Below are 19,833 nucleotides of genomic sequence, written 5' to 3'. Positions count from 1 at the left end.
CGCCCGGCGCACGTGCGCTGTCCTGCGGGGCGGCGTACGCGGCCGGGCACCGGGCTCACTTGGACTGGAGCGCCTCGACGAGTTCCTCCTCCCGGTCCTTGGTGAGGGAGGTACGCAGGACGGTGGGGTTGAAGGGGCGTAGCGCTTCTCGTACCCGGTCGGGGGTGGAGCGGCGCACGAGCGCGAAGACCGCGGCCCTGCCGGGCTCCAGCGTGTTCGCGACCTCCTTGACGAAGGCGTCGTTCACGCCGATGTCGGAGAGCTTCCCGGCGACCGCGCCGGTGGCGGCGCCGACCGCCGCACCGAACACCGGCATCAGGAAGAGCAGTCCGAACAGCGTCCCCCACAGGGCGCCGCCCGCCGCTCCGGCCCCGGTGAGGCTGTAGCTCTGGCGGACGTGGACCTTTCCGTCCGGGGTCCGCCAGGCGAGTGCGGCGTCCTCCAGGTCGAGCAGCTCCTGGCGCGACAGCTCCTTGCTGAGCCGCAGGACCGCTTCGGCCTTGTCCTTGTCGGTGAAACCGAGCACGACTAGATCGGCCATCATGTCCTCCTGAACCTGGTCTCGTGGTCCCGGGGGGAGATCGGCTCCCCCCGCTGGTCCGCCGCGGCGACGAGCTCGGCCGCGATGGGCAGGAGCGCCTCTTCGGTGAGGAACCCCTCGGCGACGGGGACGCCGCCGGCGTTGCGGATGGCGGCCCGCAGATACTTCGCCCACACGTGCTCGAAGAGGATGAACGCCGCGGCGCTGCCCGGCTCCAGCTCCCGGGCCGTGTCCTTGATCTCGGCGCGGCTGAGGCCGAAGGCGTTCCCCTCGGCCACGGACGGATACAGCTCTTCCGACCCCCGCACGCTGTCGCGGGAGATGCCGAGCAGCGCGGCGACGGTGTCGCCCATGTCCTCGGCCTGGTAGTCGAGGGCGGTCAGCCGTCCGTCGGTCTCCTTCGCCACGAAGAGCATGTCGAGCACGCGGATCTGCCCGTTCGACTCCAGGATGATCAGTTCTTCGATGACCCGGCCCTCGAACTTGGCCGAGGGCCCGAACTCGACCGTCAGCAGCTGTACGGGCCCGATGGTGCTCATCGGGACCCCCTTCCTCGAAAATCGACGGTTCGCTTCCATCAGGCCGCTTCGTGCCCCGCACCACGTCACCCACCACAGGTGAAGGTCGTGCCGCGGCCGCTGCCCGACAGTGGGCGCCGGAGGTGCGACGCCATGGCCCACGGAGAAGCTGCGGACGACCGCACGACCACCGGAGCCCCCGGTGCCGACGACGAACTGGTGCGCCTGCGCGCGGAGGTCGCGACCCTGCGGGCCGACGCCGACACCCGGCGGAGCAGGAAGGCCCGCCTCCTGGTGGTGCGGCGCGTGACCGCCGCCGTGCTCATCGCCCTGGCGGCCGTCCTCACGGTCACCTCGGTCGTCGGCGTGTGGGGCGCGCGCACCACGCTCAGCACCGGGCGGTGGGTCGACACGGTGGACGACCTGCCGAGCCGTCCGGCGGTGAACAGGGCCGTGTCCGCGTACCTCACGGACCAGATCTTCGGCCGGCTCGACGTGGAGGACCGGCTGGCGGAGGCGCTGCCCGACCGGGCCGCGTTCCTGGCCCCGCCGGTCACCGGGGCGGTGCGGGACTACGTGCGCTCCTCGATCTCCGACCCCATCGCCACCGACGAGTTCCGGTCCCTGTGGCGCACCACCAACCGGTTCGCGCACGAGCGGATCGTCGCGATCCTGGAGGAGAAGAACAAGAACGTGCGCGCCGAGGGCGACACCGTCACCCTCGACCTCCTGCCGATGATCAACAACGTTCTGAACACCCTGGAGGACCGGCTCCCCACGCTCTTCGGCAAGGACCTCGACCTGCCCCGCATCACCTCCGGCGAGATACCGCCCGGCCTGCACGACCGCATCGAGGAGGCGCTCGGTGTGACGCTGCCGGACGACTTCGGGCAGGTGCGGCTCTACGACCGCGGTGAGCTGAGCCAGGTGCAGGAGGCGGTGCTGCTGTTCAAGCGGGCGGTGTGGGGGATCGTCATCGCCGTACCCGTCCTGCTCGCCCTCGCCCTGTGGATCTCCCCGAACCGGCGGCGCACGGTGCTCCAGTTCGGCCTGTGGCTGGTGGTCGCCGTCACCGTGCTGACCAGCGTGCTGCGGGCGGTGCGGGACCAGCTCCTGGCCCAGGTGAAGCCGGGCGCGTACCGGGAAGGGGTGCGCGACGTGCTGTGGACCGTGTTCGAGACCCTGCGCGAGCGGGGCGCCCAGCTCCTGTGGATCGGCGTCGCCGTCGCGGTCGTCGCCTACCTGGTCGGGCCGGGCAGGCTGCCCGTGTGGCTGCGCCGCACCGTCGCCAGGGGCGCGCGGGCGTCCGGGGGGCTCGTGGCGCGGGCCGCGCGCCGCGCGACGGGTGCGGGGGCACGGCAGTGGCTCCGCGCGCACGCCGACGTGCTGCGGGTCGGGGGGCTCGTCGTGGCGGTCCTCGTCGCCCTGCTGTTCGCCTCGTGGACGGCCCTGCTCGTCGTCGCCCTGGTGCTCCTCGCGTACGAGGCGGGGGTCACGCTCCTGGCGCGCGGCGGGCCCGAACCGGCCGGGGAAACGGCCTCCGAGGACCGCGACGACGCCTCACCCACCGCAGGTGAGGCCGGGCAGGCACCGGCCACGGAGACTGACGCTGCCCAGGTCACCTCGTCGCACGGAGGGAACCCATGAGCACAGGCACGAGCAGCGAACGGATCGGCCCGAGGGGCGACGAGGAAGGCCGGTGGCGGCTCTGGGGGCCCTACCTGAGCGAGCGCCAGTGGGGCACGGTCCGCGAGGACTACAGCGAGAACGGCGACGCGTGGTCGTACTTCCCGCACGACCACGCCCGGTCCCGCGCCTACCGCTGGGGGGAGGACGGTCTCGGCGGGATCTGCGACGAGAAGCAGCGGCTCTGCTTCGCCCTCGCGCTGTGGAACGGCCGCGACCCCATCCTCAAGGAGCGCGCCTTCGGCCTCACCAACGGCGAGGGCAACCACGGCGAGGACGTGAAGGAGTACTACTTCTACCTCGACAGCACGCCCAGTCATTCGTACCTGCGCTACCTGTACAAGTACCCGCAGGCCGAGTTCCCCTACGAAGACCTCGTGGCCACCAACCGGGAGCGCGGGCGCGGCGACTTCGAGTACGAACTCCTCGACACCGGCGTGTTCGCCGACAACCGCTACTTCGACGTGACCGTCGAGTACGCCAAGGCCGCGCACGACGACGTCCTCGCCCGCGTCACCGTCGACAACCGCGGGCCCGATGAAGCCACCGTGCACGTCCTGCCGACGCTGTGGTTCCGCAACACCTGGTCGTGGACCGAGGACGGCGACGAGAAGCCCGGGATCTCCGCCGCCGAGAGCCCCGCCGGAACCGTGGCCCTCACCGCGACCCACCCCGCACTCGGCGGCTACGAACTCCGTTTCGGCGACCGGGTGCCGCTGCTCTTCACGGAGAACGAGACGAACAACGAGCGCCTCTTCGGCTCCCCCAACGCATCGGCGTACACCAAGGACGGCATCGGCCGGCACGTCGTGAACGGGGAGATCGGGGCCGTCAATCCGGCGCGGCACGGCACCAAGGCGGCCGCCCACTGGACCCTCACCCTGCCCCCGGGCGGCTCGACGACCCTGCGGATGCGGCTCGCGCCCGCCGGCTCGCAGCCCTCGCTCGGCCGCGGCTTCGACTCGGTCTTCGCCGCACGCATCGCCGAGGCGGACGGCTTCTACGACGAGCTGGCGCCCAAGAGCGCGGGCGAGGACGAACGCCGCGTCATGCGGCAGGCGTTCGCCGGGATGCTGTGGAGCAAGCAGTACTACTGCTTCGACCTGGAGACGTGGCTGGCCGAGCACGGCCTCGCGCCGTGGAGCCTGCCGCGGGGCGACGACACCCGCAACCGCGAGTGGTTCCACATGGTCAGCGACGACATCATCTCCATGCCCGACAAGTGGGAGTACCCCTGGTTCGCCGCCTGGGACCTCGCCTTCCACGCCGTGGCCCTGTCGATGGTGGACACCGGCTTCGCGAAGGAGCAGCTGGAGCTGCTGACCCGGGACGCCTATCTGCATCCCAACGGACAGCTTCCCGCGTACGAATGGAACTTCGGCGACGTCAACCCGCCGGTGCACGCCTGGGCCGCGTACTTCGTCTACATGATGGAGGAGCGCATCAGCGGCCACGCCGACCGCGCGTTCCTGGAGCGGACCTTCCAGAAGCTCCTGACGAACTTCACCTGGTGGGTCAACCGCAAGGACCCCACGGGGCGCAACGTCTTCCAGGGCGGCTTCCTCGGCCTCGACAACATCGGCGTCTTCGACCGCAGCGCGCCCCTGCCCACCGGCGGCCAGCTCGAACAGGCCGACGGGACCGCCTGGATGGCCCTGTACTGCCAGGCCATGCTCCAGATCGCCCTGGAACTCGTCGAGCACAACCCGGCCTACGAGGACCTGGTCCTGAAGTTCGTCGAGCACTACCTGTGGATCTCCGCCGCCATGGACCGCGTCGGCGACCTCGACGACGGCATGTGGGACGAGGAGGACGGCTTCTACTACGACGTGCTGCGGCTGCCCGACGGGCAGGCGGTCCGCCTCAAGGTGCGCTCGATGGTCGGCCTCCTTCCGCTCTGCGCGTCGACCGTGTTCCGGCCCTCCCAGCTCGCGAAGGTGTCCGGTCTCCGCGAACGCCTTCACCGCTTCGCGACCCGCCACCCCTCGCTCTCCGCCACCCTCGCCTCCGCCCGCGCCGGTTCCACGGGCGGGCCACGGCTGCTGTCGGTGATGGACGAGAAGAAGCTCCTGCGCGTCCTCGAACGGATGCTGTCGGAGGACGAGTTCCTCGGCCCGTACGGCCTGCGCGCGCTCTCGCGCCACCACGCGGAGCACCCCTACACCTTCTGGGTCAACGGCGAGCAGCACCAGGTGAGTTACGTGCCCGCCGAGTCGGACTCCGGGATGTTCGGCGGCAACTCCAACTGGCGCGGGCCCGTGTGGTTCCCGGTCAACGCCCTCGTCGTACGGGCCCTGCTCAACCTGTACGGCTTCTACGGCGACGACCTCACCGTGGAGTGCCCCTCCGGCTCCGGGGTGCGCATGACCCTCTACGAAGTCGCCGAGGAGATATCGCGGCGGCTCGGCGCGACGTTCCTGCGCGGCCCCGACGGGCGCAGGCCCGTCTACGGCGGGCAGGAGACGTTCCAGAACGACCCGCACTGGCGCGACCTGATCTCGTTCCACGAGTACTTCCACGGGGACAACGGCGCGGGGATCGGCGCCGCCCACCAGACCGGCTGGACCGGCCTGGTGGCCCCCCTGATGATGATCTTCGGGAGCCTCGGCCCCCGGGACTTCCTGGCCGACCCCGGGGAGGGGACCTCATGACCGGGCTGCCCGCACAACCCGTCGTGCACGAAGTGAACACCCGGGTGTGGCTGCGCGAGCTCCAGCGGCGCACCGGCTCCCGCACCGGCCTCGCCGACGTCCCCAAGGACGCCTGGGACCACATCACCCCGCACGGCGTCGACGCCGTCTGGCTCATGGGGGTGTGGGAGCGCAGCCCCGCGGGCCGCGCCATCGCCCTGCGCGACGCGTCGCTGCGGGACGCGTTCGCGCGGGCGGTGCCGGACATCGCCGACGACGAGATCGCCGGGTCGCCGTACTGCATCCGCCGCTACGAGGCCGACGCGGCCCTGGGCGGCGCCGAGGGGCTCGCCGTGGCCCGCGCCGAACTCGACCGGCGCGGCGTCGGGCTGCTGCTCGACTACGTGCCGAACCACGTGGCGCCCGACAGCCCCTGGGTGACCGAGCACCCCGAGTACTTCGTCCGTGGCACCGCCGAGGACCTGCGGCGCGATCCGGCCGCGTTCCTCGACACCGGAACCGACGTGTACGCGCGTGGCCGGGACCCGTTCTTCCCGCCCTGGCCCGACGTCGTCCAGCTCGACGCCTTCGCGCCCGCCCTGCGCGCCGCCACCGCCCGGGTCCTCACCGACATCGGCAGCGTCTGCGACGGGGTGCGCTGCGACATGGCGATGCTGCTCATGAACGACGTGTTCGCCCGCACCTGGGGGCAGTACGCGGGGGTCGCGCCCCAGGAGGAGTTCTGGCCGGCCGTGTTCGCCGACGTCCGGCGCCGCCACCCGGCCATGGTCTTCGCCGCCGAGGCGTACTGGGACCTCGAATGGGCCCTCCAGCAACAGGGATTCGACTTCTGCTACGACAAGCGGCTCTACGACCGCATCGTGCACGAGGACGCGGAATCCGTCCGCCAGCACCTCCGGGCGCCGGTGGACTACCAGCGCCGTCTCGTACGGTTCCTGGAGAACCACGACGAGCCGAGGGCCGCGCACACGCTGCCCGCGGACAAGGAGCGCGCGGCGGCCGTCGTCATCGCCACACTGCCCGGGGCCACGCTGTGGCACGAGGGCCAGTTCACGGGCCGCCGCACCCAGCTGCCCGTCTTCCTGGACCGCGGGCCCGACGAGGAACCCGACACCGAGCTGCGCGCCTTCCACGAACGGCTCCTGGCCGCCGTCCACAAGAGCGGGATGCGCGAGGGCAGTTGGCGGCTGCTCGACAGCGAGGGATGGCCCGACAACCCCAGCCACCGCTCCGTGCTCGCCTGGAGCTGGACCGGCGCCCGCGGACGGTTCGCCGTGGCCGTGAACCTCTCCGGGCAGTCCGCGCAGGCCAGGATCCGGCTGCCCTGGCCCGAACTGGGCGGGCGCCCGGCCCGGCTGACCGACCTCCTGGACGGCTCACGCCACGCACGCTCCGGCGACGAGCTGACCGACCCCGGTCTCTACGTCGACCTCGCCCCCTGGGGCACCCACGTGTTCGCCGTCACCGCCGACAGCGGCACCTGACCGGACGGCGGCACCCATGGCCGACCACACCGCCCCGTCGGGAGCGGCCGAAGGAGGACCGCGCCACGTCCTGCTGCCCCTCGCCCTCGCCCAGTTCATCTGCAGCTTCGCCGGCTCCAACATGAACGTGATGATCAACGACATCAGCGAGGACCTGGACACCACGGTGCAGGGCGTCCAGACCGCCATCACGATCTTCCTTCTCGTGATGGCGGCCCTGATGATCCCCGGCGGGAAACTCACCGACCGCTACGGCCGCAAGCGCTGCTTCCAGGCGGGCCTCGCCGTGTACGGAGTGGGCGCCCTGCTCAGCGCGTTCGCGCCCGGACTCGGCCTGCTCATCCTCGGCAACTCCGTCCTGGAGGGCATCGGCACGGCCCTGCTCATCCCGCCCGTGTACATCCTCGCCACGCTGCTGTTCACCGGCGTCACCGCACGGGCCCGCGCCTTCGGCGCCATCATGGCGATGGGCGGCATCGGCGCGGCCGCGGGGCCGCTGATCGGCGGGCTCATCACCACGGCGGTCAGCTGGCGCGCGGCCTTCGTGTTCCAGGCCCTCATCGTCGGCTCCATCCTGCTGCTGAGCCGTCGCGTGCCGGATCCGCTGCCCGCCGACCCCACCGCGTCCTTCGACGTCCGCGGCACGGTGCTCAGCGCCGTCGGGCTCATCGTCCTGGTGACCGGCATCCTGGCCGTCGACGACAACGCGTGGCTGGCCGTCGGGCTGCTCGCCGCGGGGGCGCTGGTCCTCGTCTGGTTCTTCCGCTCGGCACGCGCGATGGAGCGGGCGGGCAAGGAACCGCTCCTGTCGACCGGCCTCTTCCACAACCGCACCTCCAACCTGGGCCTGATCACCCAGCACGTGCAGTGGCTCGTCCTGATGGGGGTGTCGTTCGTCGTCGCCGCCTACCTCCAGGTCGTCCGCGGCCACAACGCCATCGAGACCGGCGTGATCTTCACGGCGGCCACGGTGGGCCTGCTCGCCTCGTCCCTGGCCGCCGAGCGCTTCGCCCGGCGCCGCGCCCAACGGACGCTCATCACCGCCGGGTTCGCCCTCACCCTGGGCGGCATCGTCGTCCTGCTCGTCATGTCGGGCGGCGCCGCGAGCGCCTGGGCCTCGTCCCCCGGGCTCTTCCTCATCGGGGTGGGCCTCGGGGTGATGCTGACCCCGTCGGTCAACATCGTCCAGTCGAGCTTCGCCGAGGACGAGCAGGGCGAGATATCCGGCCTGTCCCGCAGCGTGTCGAACCTGGGCTCGTCCGTGGGCACCGCCGTCGCGGGCACCATCCTCGTCGCCGACCCGGCCCACGCGTACGCCGCCGCGATGATCACCCTCGCCGCCCTCGGCCTGGTCGGCCTCGGCGCGGCGACACTGCTGCCGGGCGGCTCGGCCCCGAACGTTTCGACGACGCGGGCCGCCGGGGCCGGGGGTTGAGCGCGGCCCAGGGGTTGGGGCGGCTACGGGTTCGGGGCGCCTCTGCGGTACGCGGAGACCGCCGGGCTGCGCGGGGTCCAGTCGTAGACCACCGTGCTGCGTACCAGGAGGTCCTGGACGGAGGCGTTGCGGCGGCTCAGGGGGATCCACAGCAGGCCCGCGGGGAGCGCGAGGCAGAGCGCGGCCCGCAGCACCGCGGGCGCGACCCTCAGCAGCCGCCCCGAGCGGGAGCTCACCCGCAGCCCCATCACCTGGCCCCCTGCGGTGCGCCCCGTCGTGACCCAGCTGCCCGCCGCGTAGCCGAGGACGAGGACCGTGCCGCACACGGCCGTGACCCACGCGGGCGGGTCGAGGCTGCGGAACGGCGGACCGGTCACCACGAGCACGAGCGCGGACGCCCCCAGGTGCAGGAGCACCCCGAGCAGCGCCACGACCAGCGCGTCGACGCACCCGGCGGCGAGCCGCGAGACGAGGCCCGCGGGCTTCCCCCGCGCCTGCCAGGGCCCGTCCGGGGCCGCCGCGCCGCCGTTCACGCCGGCCGCACCGGCGGGGGCAGCGGGGTGCCGTTCCGGGCGTCGGGCGTCCGGCGCAGCAGGCGGTCGGTGAGCTGGGTGACAAGACGGTCGGCCCTGATGCCGCGCTCCCGTACGGCCTCGACGGTCTCGCGCGTCATGCCGCTGCCCGCCTCCCTGGCGATGCGCTGCACGTCGATCTCCGCGAGGACGTCGAGGACCAGGGCGACGAGGTCGATACGGGCGATGACGGCGTCGACGTCGAGGCGCCGGGCGATCGCGTCCACGTCGACCCGCTCCACCACCCGCTCCACGTCGAGGCGCCGGGCGATCGCGTCGACGTCGACCCGGTCCACGACCTGGTCCACGTCCACGCGCCGCACGACCCGGTTCACGTCGACACGGGACACGATCCGGTCCACGTCGACGCGCTCCACGACCCGGTCGACGTCGACCCGCTCGACCACCCGGTCGACGTCCACGCGGGACACCACGTCGTCGAGTTCGATGCGCCGCACGACGGCGGCGAGCAGTTCGCGTACGACCGCGTCGAGACCGGCGCCCGCGGCCCTGAGCACCAGGCGCGGCACGAACAGCAGCGTGCCGGCGATGCCGGTGTCCCTGTGTGCGTCCACCTCGGCATCGCACCGGACCGCCGGGCCGCCGGCCTCCTCCCCGGCGGGTGAGGTTCGCGGCCGCGGGACGGTCCTCAGTTCCTCACAGGGGCGCCCCGTAGGCCTTGTGGGCCTCGCGTCGCCCGTACGTGGCGAGGGACCAGATCACCACCACGTCGAGCAGGATGATGAGCGCCGACCACACCGGGTGGTACGGCGTGAAGAAGAAGTGCTCCATCGCGCTGAGCCCCGCGATCCCGATGCCCACGCCGCGGGCCCACGTCTTGCCGGAGAAGAGGCTCAGCGCCGCGGCGAGCACCACGACCCCGGTGAGCATCTCGACCCAGCCGCGGGTGTTGACGTCGAAGTCGTAGGAATAGTTGTTCTGCGTCTCGTAGTAGTTGTCGCTGAGGATCGCGGAGAGGCCCGCGACGACGTGGAACGAGCCGACGAGGCCCAGCACGCACGCGGCGAACACGACCCCGCCGAGGGTCACCACGTTGACGCGGTGCTCCGGTTCGGGCGGGGGTGCGCCGGGACCGGCGGCCGGGTTCCGGGTGTAGTGCTCAGCCATGTCGAACCTCCTGTTGGACCTGGACGGATCACGACGGGGGACGGAGCCGTCGGCGCGCGGCGAACTTGCCGAGCTCCCACAGGCCGAGGAGCGCGAGAGCGGGCAGGAGGGCCCAGCCGAACTGGCCGATGGTCAGCGGTGTGGTGTCGAGGAGCCGGTTGAAGACGTCCGTCTGGGTCACGGCGACGGCGAGGAGGAACTCCCCGAGGAGCGTCCAGTTCAGCTGTTTGCTGTCGAAGGAGTCGGCGGTGAAGACCGTGCCCGTCTGGTCGCGGCATTCGAGGGCGGCGACGAGCAGGCACAGCGCGAACGTCGTGAAGGCGATGGAGTTGCCGACGGCGAGGCTGTCGAACCGCGTCTCGCCGAGCTTGATCATGCCGAGCAGCCCGACGGTCAGGGCCGTCCCGACGAGTCCGACGGTCAGCATCAGGCCGCCCGTCATCACGGGTTCGCCGCGCGGGCGCGGACGGCGGCTCATCAGCCCCGCGCTGACCCGGTCGAAGCCGAGGGCGAAGCCGAACGCCGCGTTGACGAAGAAGTGGATCCACAGCACCTGCGCGGGCGTGAAGGGCTCCCCGTCGGCGATGTCGAAGAGCGTCGCGCCGAGGAACGTCAGCACGAAGGCGACGAGCAGCACGAGCACGAACCGGATGTACTTGGTGAGGTTGTCGTAGATCTTGCGGCCCTGCTCGACCGCGTGGACGATCGTGGCGAAGTTGTCGTCGGCGAGGATCATGCGTCCGGCGTTCCGCGTGACCTCCGTGCCGGAGCCCATGGCGATGCCGATGTCCGCGGCCTTCACGGCCGGGGCGTCGTTGACCCCGTCGCCGGTCATGGCGACGACGTCGCCCTTCTTCTTGAGGGTCTCCGCGAGCAGCACCTTGTGTTCGGGGGCGACGCGTCCGACGACGCCGATGTCGTCGATGCGGGCCAGCCGCTCACGCTCGGTCAGCGCCGCGAACTCGGTGCCGAGGACCGCCTCGCCCGGGATGCCGATCTGCTCGGCGACGGCGGCGCCGGTGATGACGTCGTCGCCGGTGACCATGCGGACCCGGATGTGGGCGGCCTGCGCGGCGGCGACGGCGTCCCGGGACTCGGTGCGCGGCGGGTCGACCATGCCGACGAGGCTGGTCACCGTCAGCTCCGTCATCAGCGGCAGGAGGTCCCCGTCCGGGGTGAACTCCGCGGGGTCGAGGTCACGGGTCGCGGCGGCCATCACCCGGTGTCCGGCCCGCTCCATGCGCTCCAGTTCGCCCTGCGCGCGCTCGCTCAGGGCCTTGTCGAAGGGGACGGCGGCGCCGTACGACAGGGCCGTGGACGCGCGTGCCAGCACGGCGGGCGCGGCACCTTTGACGAAGCAGCGCACGACCGTGCGGCCCTGCGGGTCCCGTGCCTCGTGGAAGGTGGCCATCAGCTTGTACGCGGGGTCGAACGGCAGCGTGGCGAGGCGCGGCAGCCGGGCGCGCGTGGCGTCGACGTCGAGCCCCGCCTTGTGGCCGAGCACGAGCAGGGCGCCTTCGGTCGGGTCCCCCACCACCTTGCCGTCCACGAGGGTCGCGTCGCTCGCGACGAGGTACGGGAGGATCGCGCCCTCGATGCTCGGGGACGTACCGGCGGCGTGCTGGATGCGGCCCTCCAGGCCGTAGCCGGTGCCGGAGACCGTGTAGCGGTCGTAGGGGTCGACGACTTCCACGACGGTCATCTGGTTGAGCGTCAGCGTGCCGGTCTTGTCGGAGTTGATCGCCGAGGTGAAGCCCAGGGTCTCGACCGAGGGCAGGTCCTTGACGATGGCGTGCCTGCGGGCGAGTTCGAGGCCGCCGAGGGAGAGGATCGTCTGTGTCACCGTGGGCAGCGCCTCGGGGACGGCGGCGATCGCCAGGGAGACCGCGCTGATGAACAGCATGTCCCACGGCTCGCCACGCTGCCTGCCGAGGACGAACATCATGAACATCGTCAGGCCCGCGGCCCCCACGATCCACAGCGTCAGCCGGTTCAGCTCCTTGGTGAGCGGCGACTCCGTACGCGGTGTGGTCGACAGCATCCCCGCGATCCGGCCCAGTTCGGTGCCGGACCCGACGGCGGTGACGACGAGGACGGCGCTGCCGTGCGTCACCGGGGTGTTCATGAACGCCATGTCGGTGAGGTCGGCCGGCGTCGGCTCGACGTCCGGCGCCACCCGCACCGGCGTGGCGTCCTTGGCGGCGGGCACGCTCTCCCCGGTCAGGGCGGACTCGTCGATCTGCAGGGCGTTCGCCTCGATGAGCCGCCCGTCGGCGGGCACCTCGTCCCCCGCGGTGAGGAGGACGACGTCCCCGACGACGAGTTCCTCCGCGGGGACCCTGGCCTCGGTGCCGTCGCGCCGCACCCGCGCCGTCGACTTCGTCATCGCCTTGAGGGCGTTCATGGCGCTCTCCGCCTTGCCCTCCTGACGTATCCCGATGACCGCGTTCAGCACGGTCAGCGCCGTGAGGACCACCGCGGTCCCCCACTCCTGGACGGCGAGGGACACCACGGCGGCGCAGACGAGGATGATCTGCATGTACGAGGTGTACTGGCCGAGGAACCGCCGCAGCCCGGACGGCGGCCGCTCCTCCGGCAGCGCGTTGGGGCCGTCCTCGGCCAGCCGCGCGGCCACCTGCCCGGCGTCCAGGCCGACGGCCGGATCGACGCCGAGGCGCGCGGCCACCGACTCGGCGGAGTCCGCGTGCCAGGCGGCGGTCCGGGCCGGGGGCGGGCGGTGTCCGGGTGCGGGCGCGGGTGCGGATGCCGTCATCGCTGCCGCCTCGTGTTCTTCCTGTTTCCCTTGCTCCCCTTGGGTTGTTTGACCCCCTTGGGTCCCTTGGCGAGCTTCGCCGCGTACGGGTCGGGCACCGACCCCGCCGGGGCCTCGCTCTCCAACAGGACCTTCTCCCGCGCCAGTTCACGTCGGCTCTTGTCGTCGATCTCGGGATAGCGCGGGTCGATCCCGATCAGGGTGTCGGCGAGCACGGCCGCCGCACAGATGCGCGCGAACCACTTGCGGTCGGCGGGGACGACGTACCAGGGCGCCCAGGGGGTGCTGGTGGCGGAGAGCATCTCGGAGAACGCGGACTGGTAGGCGTCCCAGAAGGTGCGCTCGCGGGCGTCGGCCGCGGAGAACTTCCAGTTCCGCTCCGGTACGTCGATCCGCCGCAGGAAACGGGTGCGCTGTTCCTCCTTGGACAGGTTGAGGAAGAGCTTGACGACCCGGAACCCGTTCTCGGCCAGATACCGCTCCCAGTCGTTGATCTCCCGGAAGCGCCGCCGCCAGATCGCCTTGCCCACCTCGCCCGTACCCGGTATCCGCTGCCGGCTGAGGAGTTCGGGGTGCACCCGCACCACCAGGACCTCCTCGTAGTGCGACCGGTTGAAGATGCCGATCTCCCCGCGCCGCGGCAGCCGGCAGGCGTAACGCCAGAGGTAGTCGTGACCGAGCTCCTCGGCCGACGGCACCCGGAAGTTGGTCACGTGCACGCCCTGCGGGTTCACCCCGCTCATGACGTGCCGGATCGTCCCGTCCTTGCCGCCGGCGTCCAGCGCCTGCAGACAGACCAGGACCCCGTGGGTGCCCTGGGCGGCCAGACGACGCTGGTGGTCGGCGAGCAACTCGACTCCTGTGGCGAGGAGTTCCTGCCCTGCCGTCTTGTCCTTGATCCCGGCCTTGTGCGCGGGGTCGAAGTCCCTGGCCAGGTTCACCTTCGCGCCTGGCGCCACCCGGAGCGGGGCGATGAACTCGGCGATCCGGCGGGCCTGCTTCTCCGGTGTACGTTCCCGTCCGTCCCGCATGGCTCAGACGTCTTCGCGCCGCACCACGCACAGACCCCAGATGATGAAGCCGTTGACGGCGATCAGGGTCAGCGACCAGAAGGGGTAGTAGGGGATCGACAGGAAGTTGGCGATCATCAGCAGCCCGGCGATGATCACGCCGAGCACCCGGGCCCACGCCATCGCCACGAACAGGCCCGCGCTGACGCCGATCGCGACGACACCGAGGATCAGGTGGATCCAGCCCCAGCTCGTCAGGTCGAACTGGAAGACGTAGTCGCGCGTCGTCAGGAACACATCGTCCTCGAGCACGGCCATGAGACCGCGGATGAAGCCCATGATGCCCGCGATCATCAGCATGACCGCCGCGAAGACGGTCAGCCCGGCGGCGGCCGCCTGCGCGGTGCTGCTCGTACGGTGGTGCACAGGTGTCGAGGTGGCCATGACAGGACCTCCAAGTCGAGGGAGTGCCGGTTGCACCATTGCGCCTGGAGTCTTCTCCCCGGCCGGCGGCCGGTGGTCACCCTCCGGGGGTGATAGCGGGCATGACGAAAGGGCCCGGCCACCGCGGCGGCCGGGCCCTTCGTCGTGTGTCACCTTCGTCGTGCGTCAGTGCCTCACCTGCCCCCCGCCTGCCAGAGCGTGACGGCCAGGGCGGTGCAGGAGGTGATCGCTGCCAGGGAGGGCAGGGGCCAGCGGCTGCGTTCCAGGGCGTCGAGGCGGTCCTCGTGCTCGGAGAGGGTCTTGTCGGTCTGGTCGGCGCGCTGGAGCAGGAGGGCGAGATCACCCCTGGTCGTGGCGAAACCGACGTCCACGGAACGGCGCAGCCGCTCCAGTTCCAGGGGGACGCTCCCCGTCTCAGCTCCCGCCATCGTCCACCCCCCGCCTCCGCAGCCACGGGGGCAGCAGCGCCTCGACGGCCGGCACGGCCATCAGGCGGCTCAGCGCCGCGGCGAGGGCCACGAGGCCCGCGAGCACCGGGACGTCCGCGACGCCCGGATCGGCGGCGAGCAGCGGCAGCGCGGTGATGAGGGTGACGAGTGCTTGTACGGCGGTGCGCAGTCCTCTGCGCGTGGCATCGGTCATGATCGTCCTCCCAGGACTCGAGACCTCGGAACCTCGGGGCTCACGCCCGCGGCACGCGCAGGCGGTCCCAGCTCGTGCGGCCCGGTATCCCGTCGGCGTCGGCGCCGCGGTAGCCGAGCTTGTGCTGCCAGACGGCGTACGAGGCGCGGTCGGCCTCGGTCCAGACGGGCCCGGGCCCGACCTCGTACCGCCCGCACCCTTCCTTGACGAGCCGCCGCCCGACGGACGTGAACAGCGCGCTGTGACGGCCGACGGCGAAGAACGCGGCCCCGGGGAACGGCGCGTACGCGGGTCCGTCGCCCCCTTCGCCGCCCGGTGCGTCGGAGCCGAGCCGCTTCGCGACCCGCCCCCGCATCACCGGCATGGAGAAGGTCGGGTCGATCTTGCGCCGGGTCCACTCCTTGTGGCCGATGACGCTCGCCCCCGACCAGCCGTGCGCCCGGCACAGCGCCGCCGAAAGACGTTCGACCGTGTCGAGCTGCACGGCAGGGAAGGGGTCCCGCCCATTGCCGAGGTTCTCGATCTCGAAGCCGTAGAAACGGGCGTTGCCGTCCACGGCGTCGGGCCCCGGCCGCGACGGCAGCGCCTTGGACCGCTGCACCGCGTCGAGCACCGCGGTGGAACCGTTGCCCGCGTGGTTGGTCCGGCCGTACCCGACCAGATGGAGCGTGCCGTCCTTGCTGATCAGGCCGATGCAGAGCGGCCCCGGCAGATCGGTCATGCCGCGTCGGCAGAGGGCGAGGCTGTCACGCCCCGCGGTGTGGTGCAGCATGACGCCGTGCACGGGGCCCCAGGCGCCCTTGTGATTGCGGTTGTGCGTCCTCCAGTTGCCGTGTTCTCTCATGCGGACGCCCTCGCCGCGCAGGGCGCGGACGAGGGCGTCGGGGGACAGAGGCGTGGCCATGAGGCCTCCCCGGTGTGCGTCAGATCAGGTCAGATCAGGGACGTGATGGTGAGGTAGCGGTTGCTGAGGGTGAGGGTGCCCGCGGTGGTGCGGTAGGCGCCGGTCACGGTGTAGGCGGCGCCGGGGGTGAGGCCGGTCATCGGGATCTGCATGCTCGCCGTGACCTGGTTCGTGCCGCCGACGACGGCCGCGCGGGAGTCGGCGGCGGCGGTGACGACCCGGGTGCCCTGCTTCACGGAGGCCGAGAAGTACGCGAGACCGGCCGCGCTGTTGTTGAAGCGGGCACCGACCGTGAGGACCGCGACGCCGTACGGCGGGGCAAGGAACGTGAAGGCGAAGGGTTCGGTGGCACCGGTGAGCGTCTCGACGTAAGAGGTCGACGTCGTCGTACCGCTCAGGGTGCTCGACCAGTGCGCCGGGCCGAGGGAGAGCGGGGCCCACAGCTTGCCGGTGGTGAAGTAGAAGTGCCGGCCGGGGTTGTTGAGCCAGGCGATCATGCCCGGGATCGGGTCGGTCACCTTCGCGTCCCGGGCGGCGGCGTCGGCGAACCGCAGCACGGTGCGGCCGTCGACGGCCTCGGCGAGGGACTGCAGGTGGACGGGGATGTCGGCGTTGTCGGCGGGCTGGGGGTAGGGCAGGTTGCCGAGGGGGGTGAGAGCGACCATGGTCTTCTGATACCTCCGGATTCAGGGGGAGTTGGGGGTCAGCCTTCGAGGGGCGGCTGGAGCATGTCGCTCAGCCCCGTCCCCTCGTCGTCCGCCGCCACCAGGGGGTCGTCGATCTGGACGGGGCCGGGCGGCGGTACGTACCCCTCCGTGAGCGTCGCTTCCTCGTTCACGCCGTGTCTCCCGTCGTCTCCAGGAGCGTCCGGTAGCTGATCGCCTTCGCCGTGAGGTCGCCGAGCGTCGCGTACTGGGCGGTGAGGCGTTCGTACTTCCGCTGCCTGCCGTAGGCGGGGTCGACCGGGGCGTCGGGGACCAGCCCCTCATCGCCCGGTACGCCGTTGTAGGCGGTGCCGCGCAGGGTGAGGGTCTGCTGCGGAGCGCCACCGGCCGCGTGCGTGGTGCGGATGCCCACGACCCAGGCCAGGGTGTCGAGTTCGGCGCCCGCGGTGTCGACCACCCGGACGACGTCGCCGAGCTGGATGCGCGGATCGTGCAGGACCTCGACGTCGCCGAGGAGCGGCACGGGGTAGCGGCCCGCGGTGAGCATGGCCTTCGACAGGGCGGAAGCGGTGTCGACCGTCTGCACCCAGTCGCCGGAGGGCGCCGTGTACTGCTGCTTCCCGTAGTACTTCTGGCTGGTCGTGTTCCGCCACGCGTACGAGCGCAGCTTCGGGTCGGCCGAGCGCTTGAGCGGCTGGAGTCGCACGGAGGGCTTGCCGTCCTTGGTGACCGTCCACACGCTGGCCGCACTGTGGTTGGCGAACCGCACGGAGTACGTCGGACCGTCCCGCCAGCAGCTGACCGTGACATCGCCCTTGACCGACGTGCCGCCGGTCTTCGCGGTGCCGAAGCGCACCTGGTGCCCCTCACCGGACACGGAGTCGTCCAGGACGCCGGGCGGGCCGACCTCGGTGTCGTCCTCGGCCATGGCGTACTGCACGACGATCGCCGAGTTCGGCTTGATCTCCCGTACCACCGTGTCCAGGATCGGCTCGCCGACGACCGCCTTGATCCCGTTCCAGTCCTGGTAGGGCTGCTCGCAGTAGTTGCGACAGGCGTCGATCTCCTCGGTGACGGTGAGCGAGGAGATGCTCCGGCGCGTGGTGACGGTGAGGTCGGGCGCGGCCGGCACCGTGGTGAACCGCGAGGGGCCGCGCCAGCGGAACACGCCCTGCTCGTCGAACTCGGCGGTGGACATGCTGGCCCGGGCGATCTCGGTGATCGCGTCCCACTGGGAACCGGACACCTTGGGAATGTCGTAGAGCGGCAGTTCCGGGGTGTCGAGGACGGCACCCTTGGTCCACTGGCCGCGCTGCTCCCACTCCTCCCGCGGGTAGGAGGGGGTGTCCGCCCACAGCCGGTCGGTGACCTGGACGCACTCGACCGCCATGTCGGTCTTCAGGTTGACCTGTTGCAGCTCGGAGACCGGCTGCCAGGAATCCTCCTTGCTGAAGGTGGTCACCTCACCCACCCGCGTTCTGCCGTCGGGCTGCGTGAGGCGGGGCTGCACGGTCGGGGCGACGACCGTGCCGGCCGAGGACGTGTCCACCGTGAAACCGAGGTGCCAGACCCCCCGCAGGGAGGCCAGCGTGTCGATGGTCCAGGTGATCACCTGCGGGACGCCGACACCGTTGGTCCCGGACGTGATGGCCACCTTGCCGGTGGCGATGTCGAAGGAGGCCTTGAGGTACCCGGTGCGTGTCCCCGACTGGTCGAACACCGCCGACATCTCGATCATGTTGCCGCGCGCGAGCGCCGTGTTGGCCCAGCACTCCACCTGGAAGACCTTGCCCGGCAGGATGAACCGCGAGCGCGGCATCCAGGACGCGGTCAGCCCGGCGGCCTTCGGCATCAGGGCCATCTCGAAGGGCGCGCCCTCGCGGATCCAGTCGTACGTCGACGGGCTCGGCACGTCCTCGGGCTGACCGTACGTCGCGTTGAAGCCGCCGTGCAGGGAGGCGTACAGCGCGGTGAACGGCTTCGTGTCGGCCGGGTCGATGTCCGGGGCGCGCGGCGGCGGACAGCTGTGGATGCCACCCTGGCGCAGGAGTTCGTCGACGCACCAGGTCGCGGTGGCGACGGGACGGCCCCACATGTAGCCGTGGTACGGCCGCGGCAGATAGGCAGGACCCCGCAACCGCTCCGCCCCGTCAAGCGCCTGCACGGTGACGGTGTCGCTGCCGGAGGCCGCCGTGCGTGACCGCACGGTGCCGCGGAAAGCAGGCACGGTGCGACCGCCCGCCCCCGCCGTGTGGACGACGGACTGACCGGGACGTACGAGATCACCCGTGAGGCGGTCCGCCCACGCCGAGTAGAGCCGCGGCGCCGGAATGCCTTCCGCACCACCGAGCAACAGCTCCAACTGGGCGGAGGCGCTGCCCGAAACGGCGCGCATCGCCTCCGGAAGGTCCGTCGCGTACGCCCGCTCGACCTTCCACGACTGGACCTGCGGGCCGACCTCCTTGCCGCCGAGGCGGGTTGAGTGGGCCGGCACGCGCTCCGGTGCGGTCAGCGCCCGGTCGAGGACCTCGTCAGAGCGCTGCATCGCGGACCTCCACCAGGTCGAGGCTGACGTTGCGGTACGGCAGCCTGGCCGCGGGAACATCCGTGTACGCCGTGACCGCCATCGCCGGGCAGCCGTCGCCGAGCGCGTGCGCGGCGGGCTGCTCGTCGAGGGTGAGGCAGCCGCCCGCGAGCCCGAACAGGCCGACGGCGCCGGGCCGGGCGACGGGCGTGACGAAGGCGGCGCCCTCGGGGACGACGGCGGTGACGGAGGCACCGATGCTGTGGCTGCTGCTGAGGTACTTCCCGTCCGCCGCCTTCCAGTCCAGCTGGGCGGTGGCGACGGCCGGGTCCCAGCCGGCCGGAAGCAGCCAGGACGCCCGCATGCCCGGCACGACGGGCCAGCCGGACCACACCCCGTGGATCCACCCGACGGCGGCGCCCGCTTCCCGGCAGTCGACCGTCGTGACACCGTCGGCGTTCCTGGCCAGCGCGATGTCGCCGTTCATGGTGAACCAGTGGTCCCAGCCGCCGGGGATCTCCGACTGCCCGGCCGCCTGATAGGGGTCGAGCAGATTGACGGAGGCGGGGTCGAGGACGACGAGCGGGCCGCGCCCGGTGCCGACGCGGCGGGCCAGCCGGGCGAGGTGCTGGGCGTCCTCGGGCTCCAGCCACTCGAAGGAGAGCTTGAGACGGCGGATGGTGCGGGTCGGCGCGAAGGTGGTGACGCGCCCTTCGAGCGCCTTGAACTCGGTGACGTTGAGCTCGGCGGTGCGGTCCCAGCTCTTCGCCGCCTGCCGGATTTCCCGGAGCCGGCCGGGGGCTCCGATCCACAGGTTCCTGGCCATGGACTCCTCCTGTTCTGTTGTGAAGTGCGG

The 19,833-nt window shown here is 71.7% G+C and carries 19 protein-coding genes; 4 read left to right on the top strand and 15 right to left on the bottom strand.

Translation table 11 applies throughout. The annotated features are described in order from the left end of the window. Positions 1 to 55: 55 nt before the first annotated feature. Both DEJ48_RS20460 and DEJ48_RS20455 read right to left on the bottom strand, forming a co-directional pair. Entirely contained in the window at positions 56 to 541 is a 486-nt protein-coding gene (locus DEJ48_RS20460) for a DUF1269 domain-containing protein (RefSeq protein ID WP_150221279.1), read from the bottom strand. Next, positions 541 to 1,080 carry a DUF1269 domain-containing protein gene (locus tag DEJ48_RS20455; RefSeq protein WP_150217580.1) on the bottom strand — a complete coding sequence of 180 codons (540 nt, stop codon included), beginning with the start codon at positions 1,078 to 1,080 and terminating at the stop codon, positions 541 to 543. The genes DEJ48_RS20460 and DEJ48_RS20455 overlap by 1 nt, the downstream gene beginning before the upstream one ends. Before the next feature lie 132 nt (positions 1,081 to 1,212). Between DEJ48_RS20455 and DEJ48_RS20450 the strand changes: the two genes are divergently transcribed. The 4 genes from DEJ48_RS20450 to DEJ48_RS20435 are packed head-to-tail and all read left to right on the top strand — an operon-like array spanning position 1,213 to position 8,315. Next, positions 1,213 to 2,706 carry a hypothetical protein gene (locus DEJ48_RS20450; RefSeq protein WP_150217579.1) on the top strand — a complete coding sequence of 498 codons (1,494 nt, stop codon included), beginning with the start codon at positions 1,213 to 1,215 and terminating at the stop codon, positions 2,704 to 2,706. Next, positions 2,703 to 5,396, top strand: coding sequence for an MGH1-like glycoside hydrolase domain-containing protein (locus DEJ48_RS20445; protein ID WP_150217578.1), 2,694 nt, complete (start codon positions 2,703 to 2,705; stop codon positions 5,394 to 5,396). Before DEJ48_RS20450 ends, DEJ48_RS20445 begins: the two co-directional genes overlap by 4 nt. Further along, positions 5,393 to 6,880 carry an alpha-amylase gene (locus DEJ48_RS20440; RefSeq protein ID WP_150217577.1) on the top strand — a complete coding sequence of 496 codons (1,488 nt, stop codon included), beginning with the start codon at positions 5,393 to 5,395 and terminating at the stop codon, positions 6,878 to 6,880. The genes DEJ48_RS20445 and DEJ48_RS20440 overlap by 4 nt, the downstream gene beginning before the upstream one ends. Before the next feature lie 16 nt (positions 6,881 to 6,896). Next, complete coding sequence (locus tag DEJ48_RS20435) at positions 6,897 to 8,315, top strand: MFS transporter (RefSeq protein WP_150217576.1); 1,419 nt, start codon at positions 6,897 to 6,899, stop codon at positions 8,313 to 8,315. A gap of 23 nt (positions 8,316 to 8,338) precedes the next feature. Here the strand turns inward: DEJ48_RS20435 and DEJ48_RS20430 are convergent, their stop codons facing one another. The 13 genes from DEJ48_RS20430 to DEJ48_RS20375 all read right to left on the bottom strand — a co-directional run bounded on the left by DEJ48_RS20430 (position 8,339) and on the right by DEJ48_RS20375 (position 19,803). After that, positions 8,339 to 8,848 (bottom strand): RDD family protein, encoded by a 510-nt coding sequence (locus DEJ48_RS20430; RefSeq protein WP_150217575.1) that lies wholly within the window; start codon positions 8,846 to 8,848, stop codon positions 8,339 to 8,341. Continuing rightward, positions 8,845 to 9,462 carry a hypothetical protein gene (locus DEJ48_RS20425; RefSeq protein WP_150217574.1) on the bottom strand — a complete coding sequence of 206 codons (618 nt, stop codon included), beginning with the start codon at positions 9,460 to 9,462 and terminating at the stop codon, positions 8,845 to 8,847. The genes DEJ48_RS20430 and DEJ48_RS20425 overlap by 4 nt, the downstream gene beginning before the upstream one ends. A gap of 82 nt (positions 9,463 to 9,544) precedes the next feature. Beyond that, positions 9,545 to 10,015 carry a hypothetical protein gene (locus DEJ48_RS20420; RefSeq protein ID WP_150217573.1) on the bottom strand — a complete coding sequence of 157 codons (471 nt, stop codon included), beginning with the start codon at positions 10,013 to 10,015 and terminating at the stop codon, positions 9,545 to 9,547. 28 nt (positions 10,016 to 10,043) lie between these two features. Next, positions 10,044 to 12,788 (bottom strand): cation-translocating P-type ATPase, encoded by a 2,745-nt coding sequence (locus tag DEJ48_RS20415; RefSeq protein WP_150217572.1) that lies wholly within the window; start codon positions 12,786 to 12,788, stop codon positions 10,044 to 10,046. Beyond that, positions 12,785 to 13,819 (bottom strand): polyphosphate kinase 2 family protein, encoded by a 1,035-nt coding sequence (locus DEJ48_RS20410; RefSeq protein WP_150217571.1) that lies wholly within the window; start codon positions 13,817 to 13,819, stop codon positions 12,785 to 12,787. The genes DEJ48_RS20415 and DEJ48_RS20410 overlap by 4 nt, the downstream gene beginning before the upstream one ends. Positions 13,820 to 13,822: 3 nt before the next feature. Further along, positions 13,823 to 14,242, bottom strand: coding sequence for a hypothetical protein (locus DEJ48_RS20405; protein WP_150217570.1), 420 nt, complete (start codon positions 14,240 to 14,242; stop codon positions 13,823 to 13,825). 173 nt (positions 14,243 to 14,415) lie between these two features. Next, positions 14,416 to 14,670 (bottom strand): hypothetical protein, encoded by a 255-nt coding sequence (locus DEJ48_RS20400; protein ID WP_150169680.1) that lies wholly within the window; start codon positions 14,668 to 14,670, stop codon positions 14,416 to 14,418. Then, positions 14,657 to 14,884: a hypothetical protein gene (locus DEJ48_RS20395; RefSeq protein ID WP_150217569.1), complete on the bottom strand. Its 228-nt coding sequence runs from the start codon at positions 14,882 to 14,884 to the stop codon at positions 14,657 to 14,659. The genes DEJ48_RS20400 and DEJ48_RS20395 overlap by 14 nt, the downstream gene beginning before the upstream one ends. Before the next feature lie 40 nt (positions 14,885 to 14,924). After that, entirely contained in the window at positions 14,925 to 15,788 is an 864-nt protein-coding gene (locus DEJ48_RS20390) for a peptidoglycan-binding protein (protein WP_150217568.1), read from the bottom strand. 29 nt (positions 15,789 to 15,817) lie between these two features. Next, positions 15,818 to 16,453, bottom strand: a complete 636-nt coding sequence (locus tag DEJ48_RS20385) for a hypothetical protein (RefSeq protein ID WP_150217567.1) — start codon at positions 16,451 to 16,453, stop codon at positions 15,818 to 15,820. Positions 16,454 to 16,491: 38 nt separating this feature from the next. Further along, on the bottom strand, positions 16,492 to 16,626 hold the full coding sequence (locus tag DEJ48_RS40785; protein WP_263399446.1) for a hypothetical protein: 135 nt from the start codon (positions 16,624 to 16,626) through the stop codon (positions 16,492 to 16,494). Further along, the gene (locus DEJ48_RS20380) at positions 16,623 to 18,998 is read right to left on the bottom strand and encodes a hypothetical protein (protein ID WP_150217566.1); all 2,376 of its coding nucleotides are present in this window, start codon (positions 18,996 to 18,998) and stop codon (positions 16,623 to 16,625) included. The genes DEJ48_RS40785 and DEJ48_RS20380 overlap by 4 nt, the downstream gene beginning before the upstream one ends. Continuing rightward, the gene (locus tag DEJ48_RS20375; RefSeq protein WP_150217565.1) at positions 18,985 to 19,803 is read right to left on the bottom strand and encodes a hypothetical protein; all 819 of its coding nucleotides are present in this window, start codon (positions 19,801 to 19,803) and stop codon (positions 18,985 to 18,987) included. Before DEJ48_RS20375 ends, DEJ48_RS20380 begins: the two co-directional genes overlap by 14 nt. Between the last annotated feature and the right edge of the window lie 30 nt (positions 19,804 to 19,833).

This window comes from Streptomyces venezuelae, from assembly GCF_008642315.1.
Taxonomy (GTDB): domain Bacteria; phylum Actinomycetota; class Actinomycetes; order Streptomycetales; family Streptomycetaceae; genus Streptomyces; species Streptomyces venezuelae_D.
The sequence above is the reverse complement of the archived record's forward strand: the minus strand, read 5'-3'. Positions and strand labels throughout refer to the sequence as shown.

What these genes read in the sequence shown, in the direction of transcription:
- DEJ48_RS20460 (WP_150221279.1), bottom strand. Translation starts at nt 541, where the DNA reads ATGGCCGATCTAGTCGTGCTCGGTTTCACCGACAAGGACAAGGCCGAA.
- DEJ48_RS20455 (WP_150217580.1), bottom strand. Translation starts at nt 1,080, where the DNA reads ATGAGCACCATCGGGCCCGTACAGCTGCTGACGGTCGAGTTCGGGCCC.
- DEJ48_RS20450 (WP_150217579.1), top strand. Translation starts at nt 1,213, where the DNA reads ATGGCCCACGGAGAAGCTGCGGACGACCGCACGACCACCGGAGCCCCC.
- DEJ48_RS20445 (WP_150217578.1), top strand. Translation starts at nt 2,703, where the DNA reads ATGAGCACAGGCACGAGCAGCGAACGGATCGGCCCGAGGGGCGACGAG.
- DEJ48_RS20440 (WP_150217577.1), top strand. Translation starts at nt 5,393, where the DNA reads ATGACCGGGCTGCCCGCACAACCCGTCGTGCACGAAGTGAACACCCGG.
- DEJ48_RS20435 (WP_150217576.1), top strand. Translation starts at nt 6,897, where the DNA reads ATGGCCGACCACACCGCCCCGTCGGGAGCGGCCGAAGGAGGACCGCGC.
- DEJ48_RS20420 (WP_150217573.1), bottom strand. Translation starts at nt 10,015, where the DNA reads ATGGCTGAGCACTACACCCGGAACCCGGCCGCCGGTCCCGGCGCACCC.
- DEJ48_RS20415 (WP_150217572.1), bottom strand. Translation starts at nt 12,788, where the DNA reads ATGACGGCATCCGCACCCGCGCCCGCACCCGGACACCGCCCGCCCCCG.
- DEJ48_RS20410 (WP_150217571.1), bottom strand. Translation starts at nt 13,819, where the DNA reads ATGCGGGACGGACGGGAACGTACACCGGAGAAGCAGGCCCGCCGGATC.
- DEJ48_RS20405 (WP_150217570.1), bottom strand. Translation starts at nt 14,242, where the DNA reads ATGGCCACCTCGACACCTGTGCACCACCGTACGAGCAGCACCGCGCAG.
- DEJ48_RS20400 (WP_150169680.1), bottom strand. Translation starts at nt 14,670, where the DNA reads ATGGCGGGAGCTGAGACGGGGAGCGTCCCCCTGGAACTGGAGCGGCTG.
- DEJ48_RS20395 (WP_150217569.1), bottom strand. Translation starts at nt 14,884, where the DNA reads ATGACCGATGCCACGCGCAGAGGACTGCGCACCGCCGTACAAGCACTC.
- DEJ48_RS20390 (WP_150217568.1), bottom strand. Translation starts at nt 15,788, where the DNA reads ATGGCCACGCCTCTGTCCCCCGACGCCCTCGTCCGCGCCCTGCGCGGC.
- DEJ48_RS20385 (WP_150217567.1), bottom strand. Translation starts at nt 16,453, where the DNA reads ATGGTCGCTCTCACCCCCCTCGGCAACCTGCCCTACCCCCAGCCCGCC.
- DEJ48_RS20380 (WP_150217566.1), bottom strand. Translation starts at nt 18,998, where the DNA reads ATGCAGCGCTCTGACGAGGTCCTCGACCGGGCGCTGACCGCACCGGAG.
- DEJ48_RS20375 (WP_150217565.1), bottom strand. Translation starts at nt 19,803, where the DNA reads ATGGCCAGGAACCTGTGGATCGGAGCCCCCGGCCGGCTCCGGGAAATC.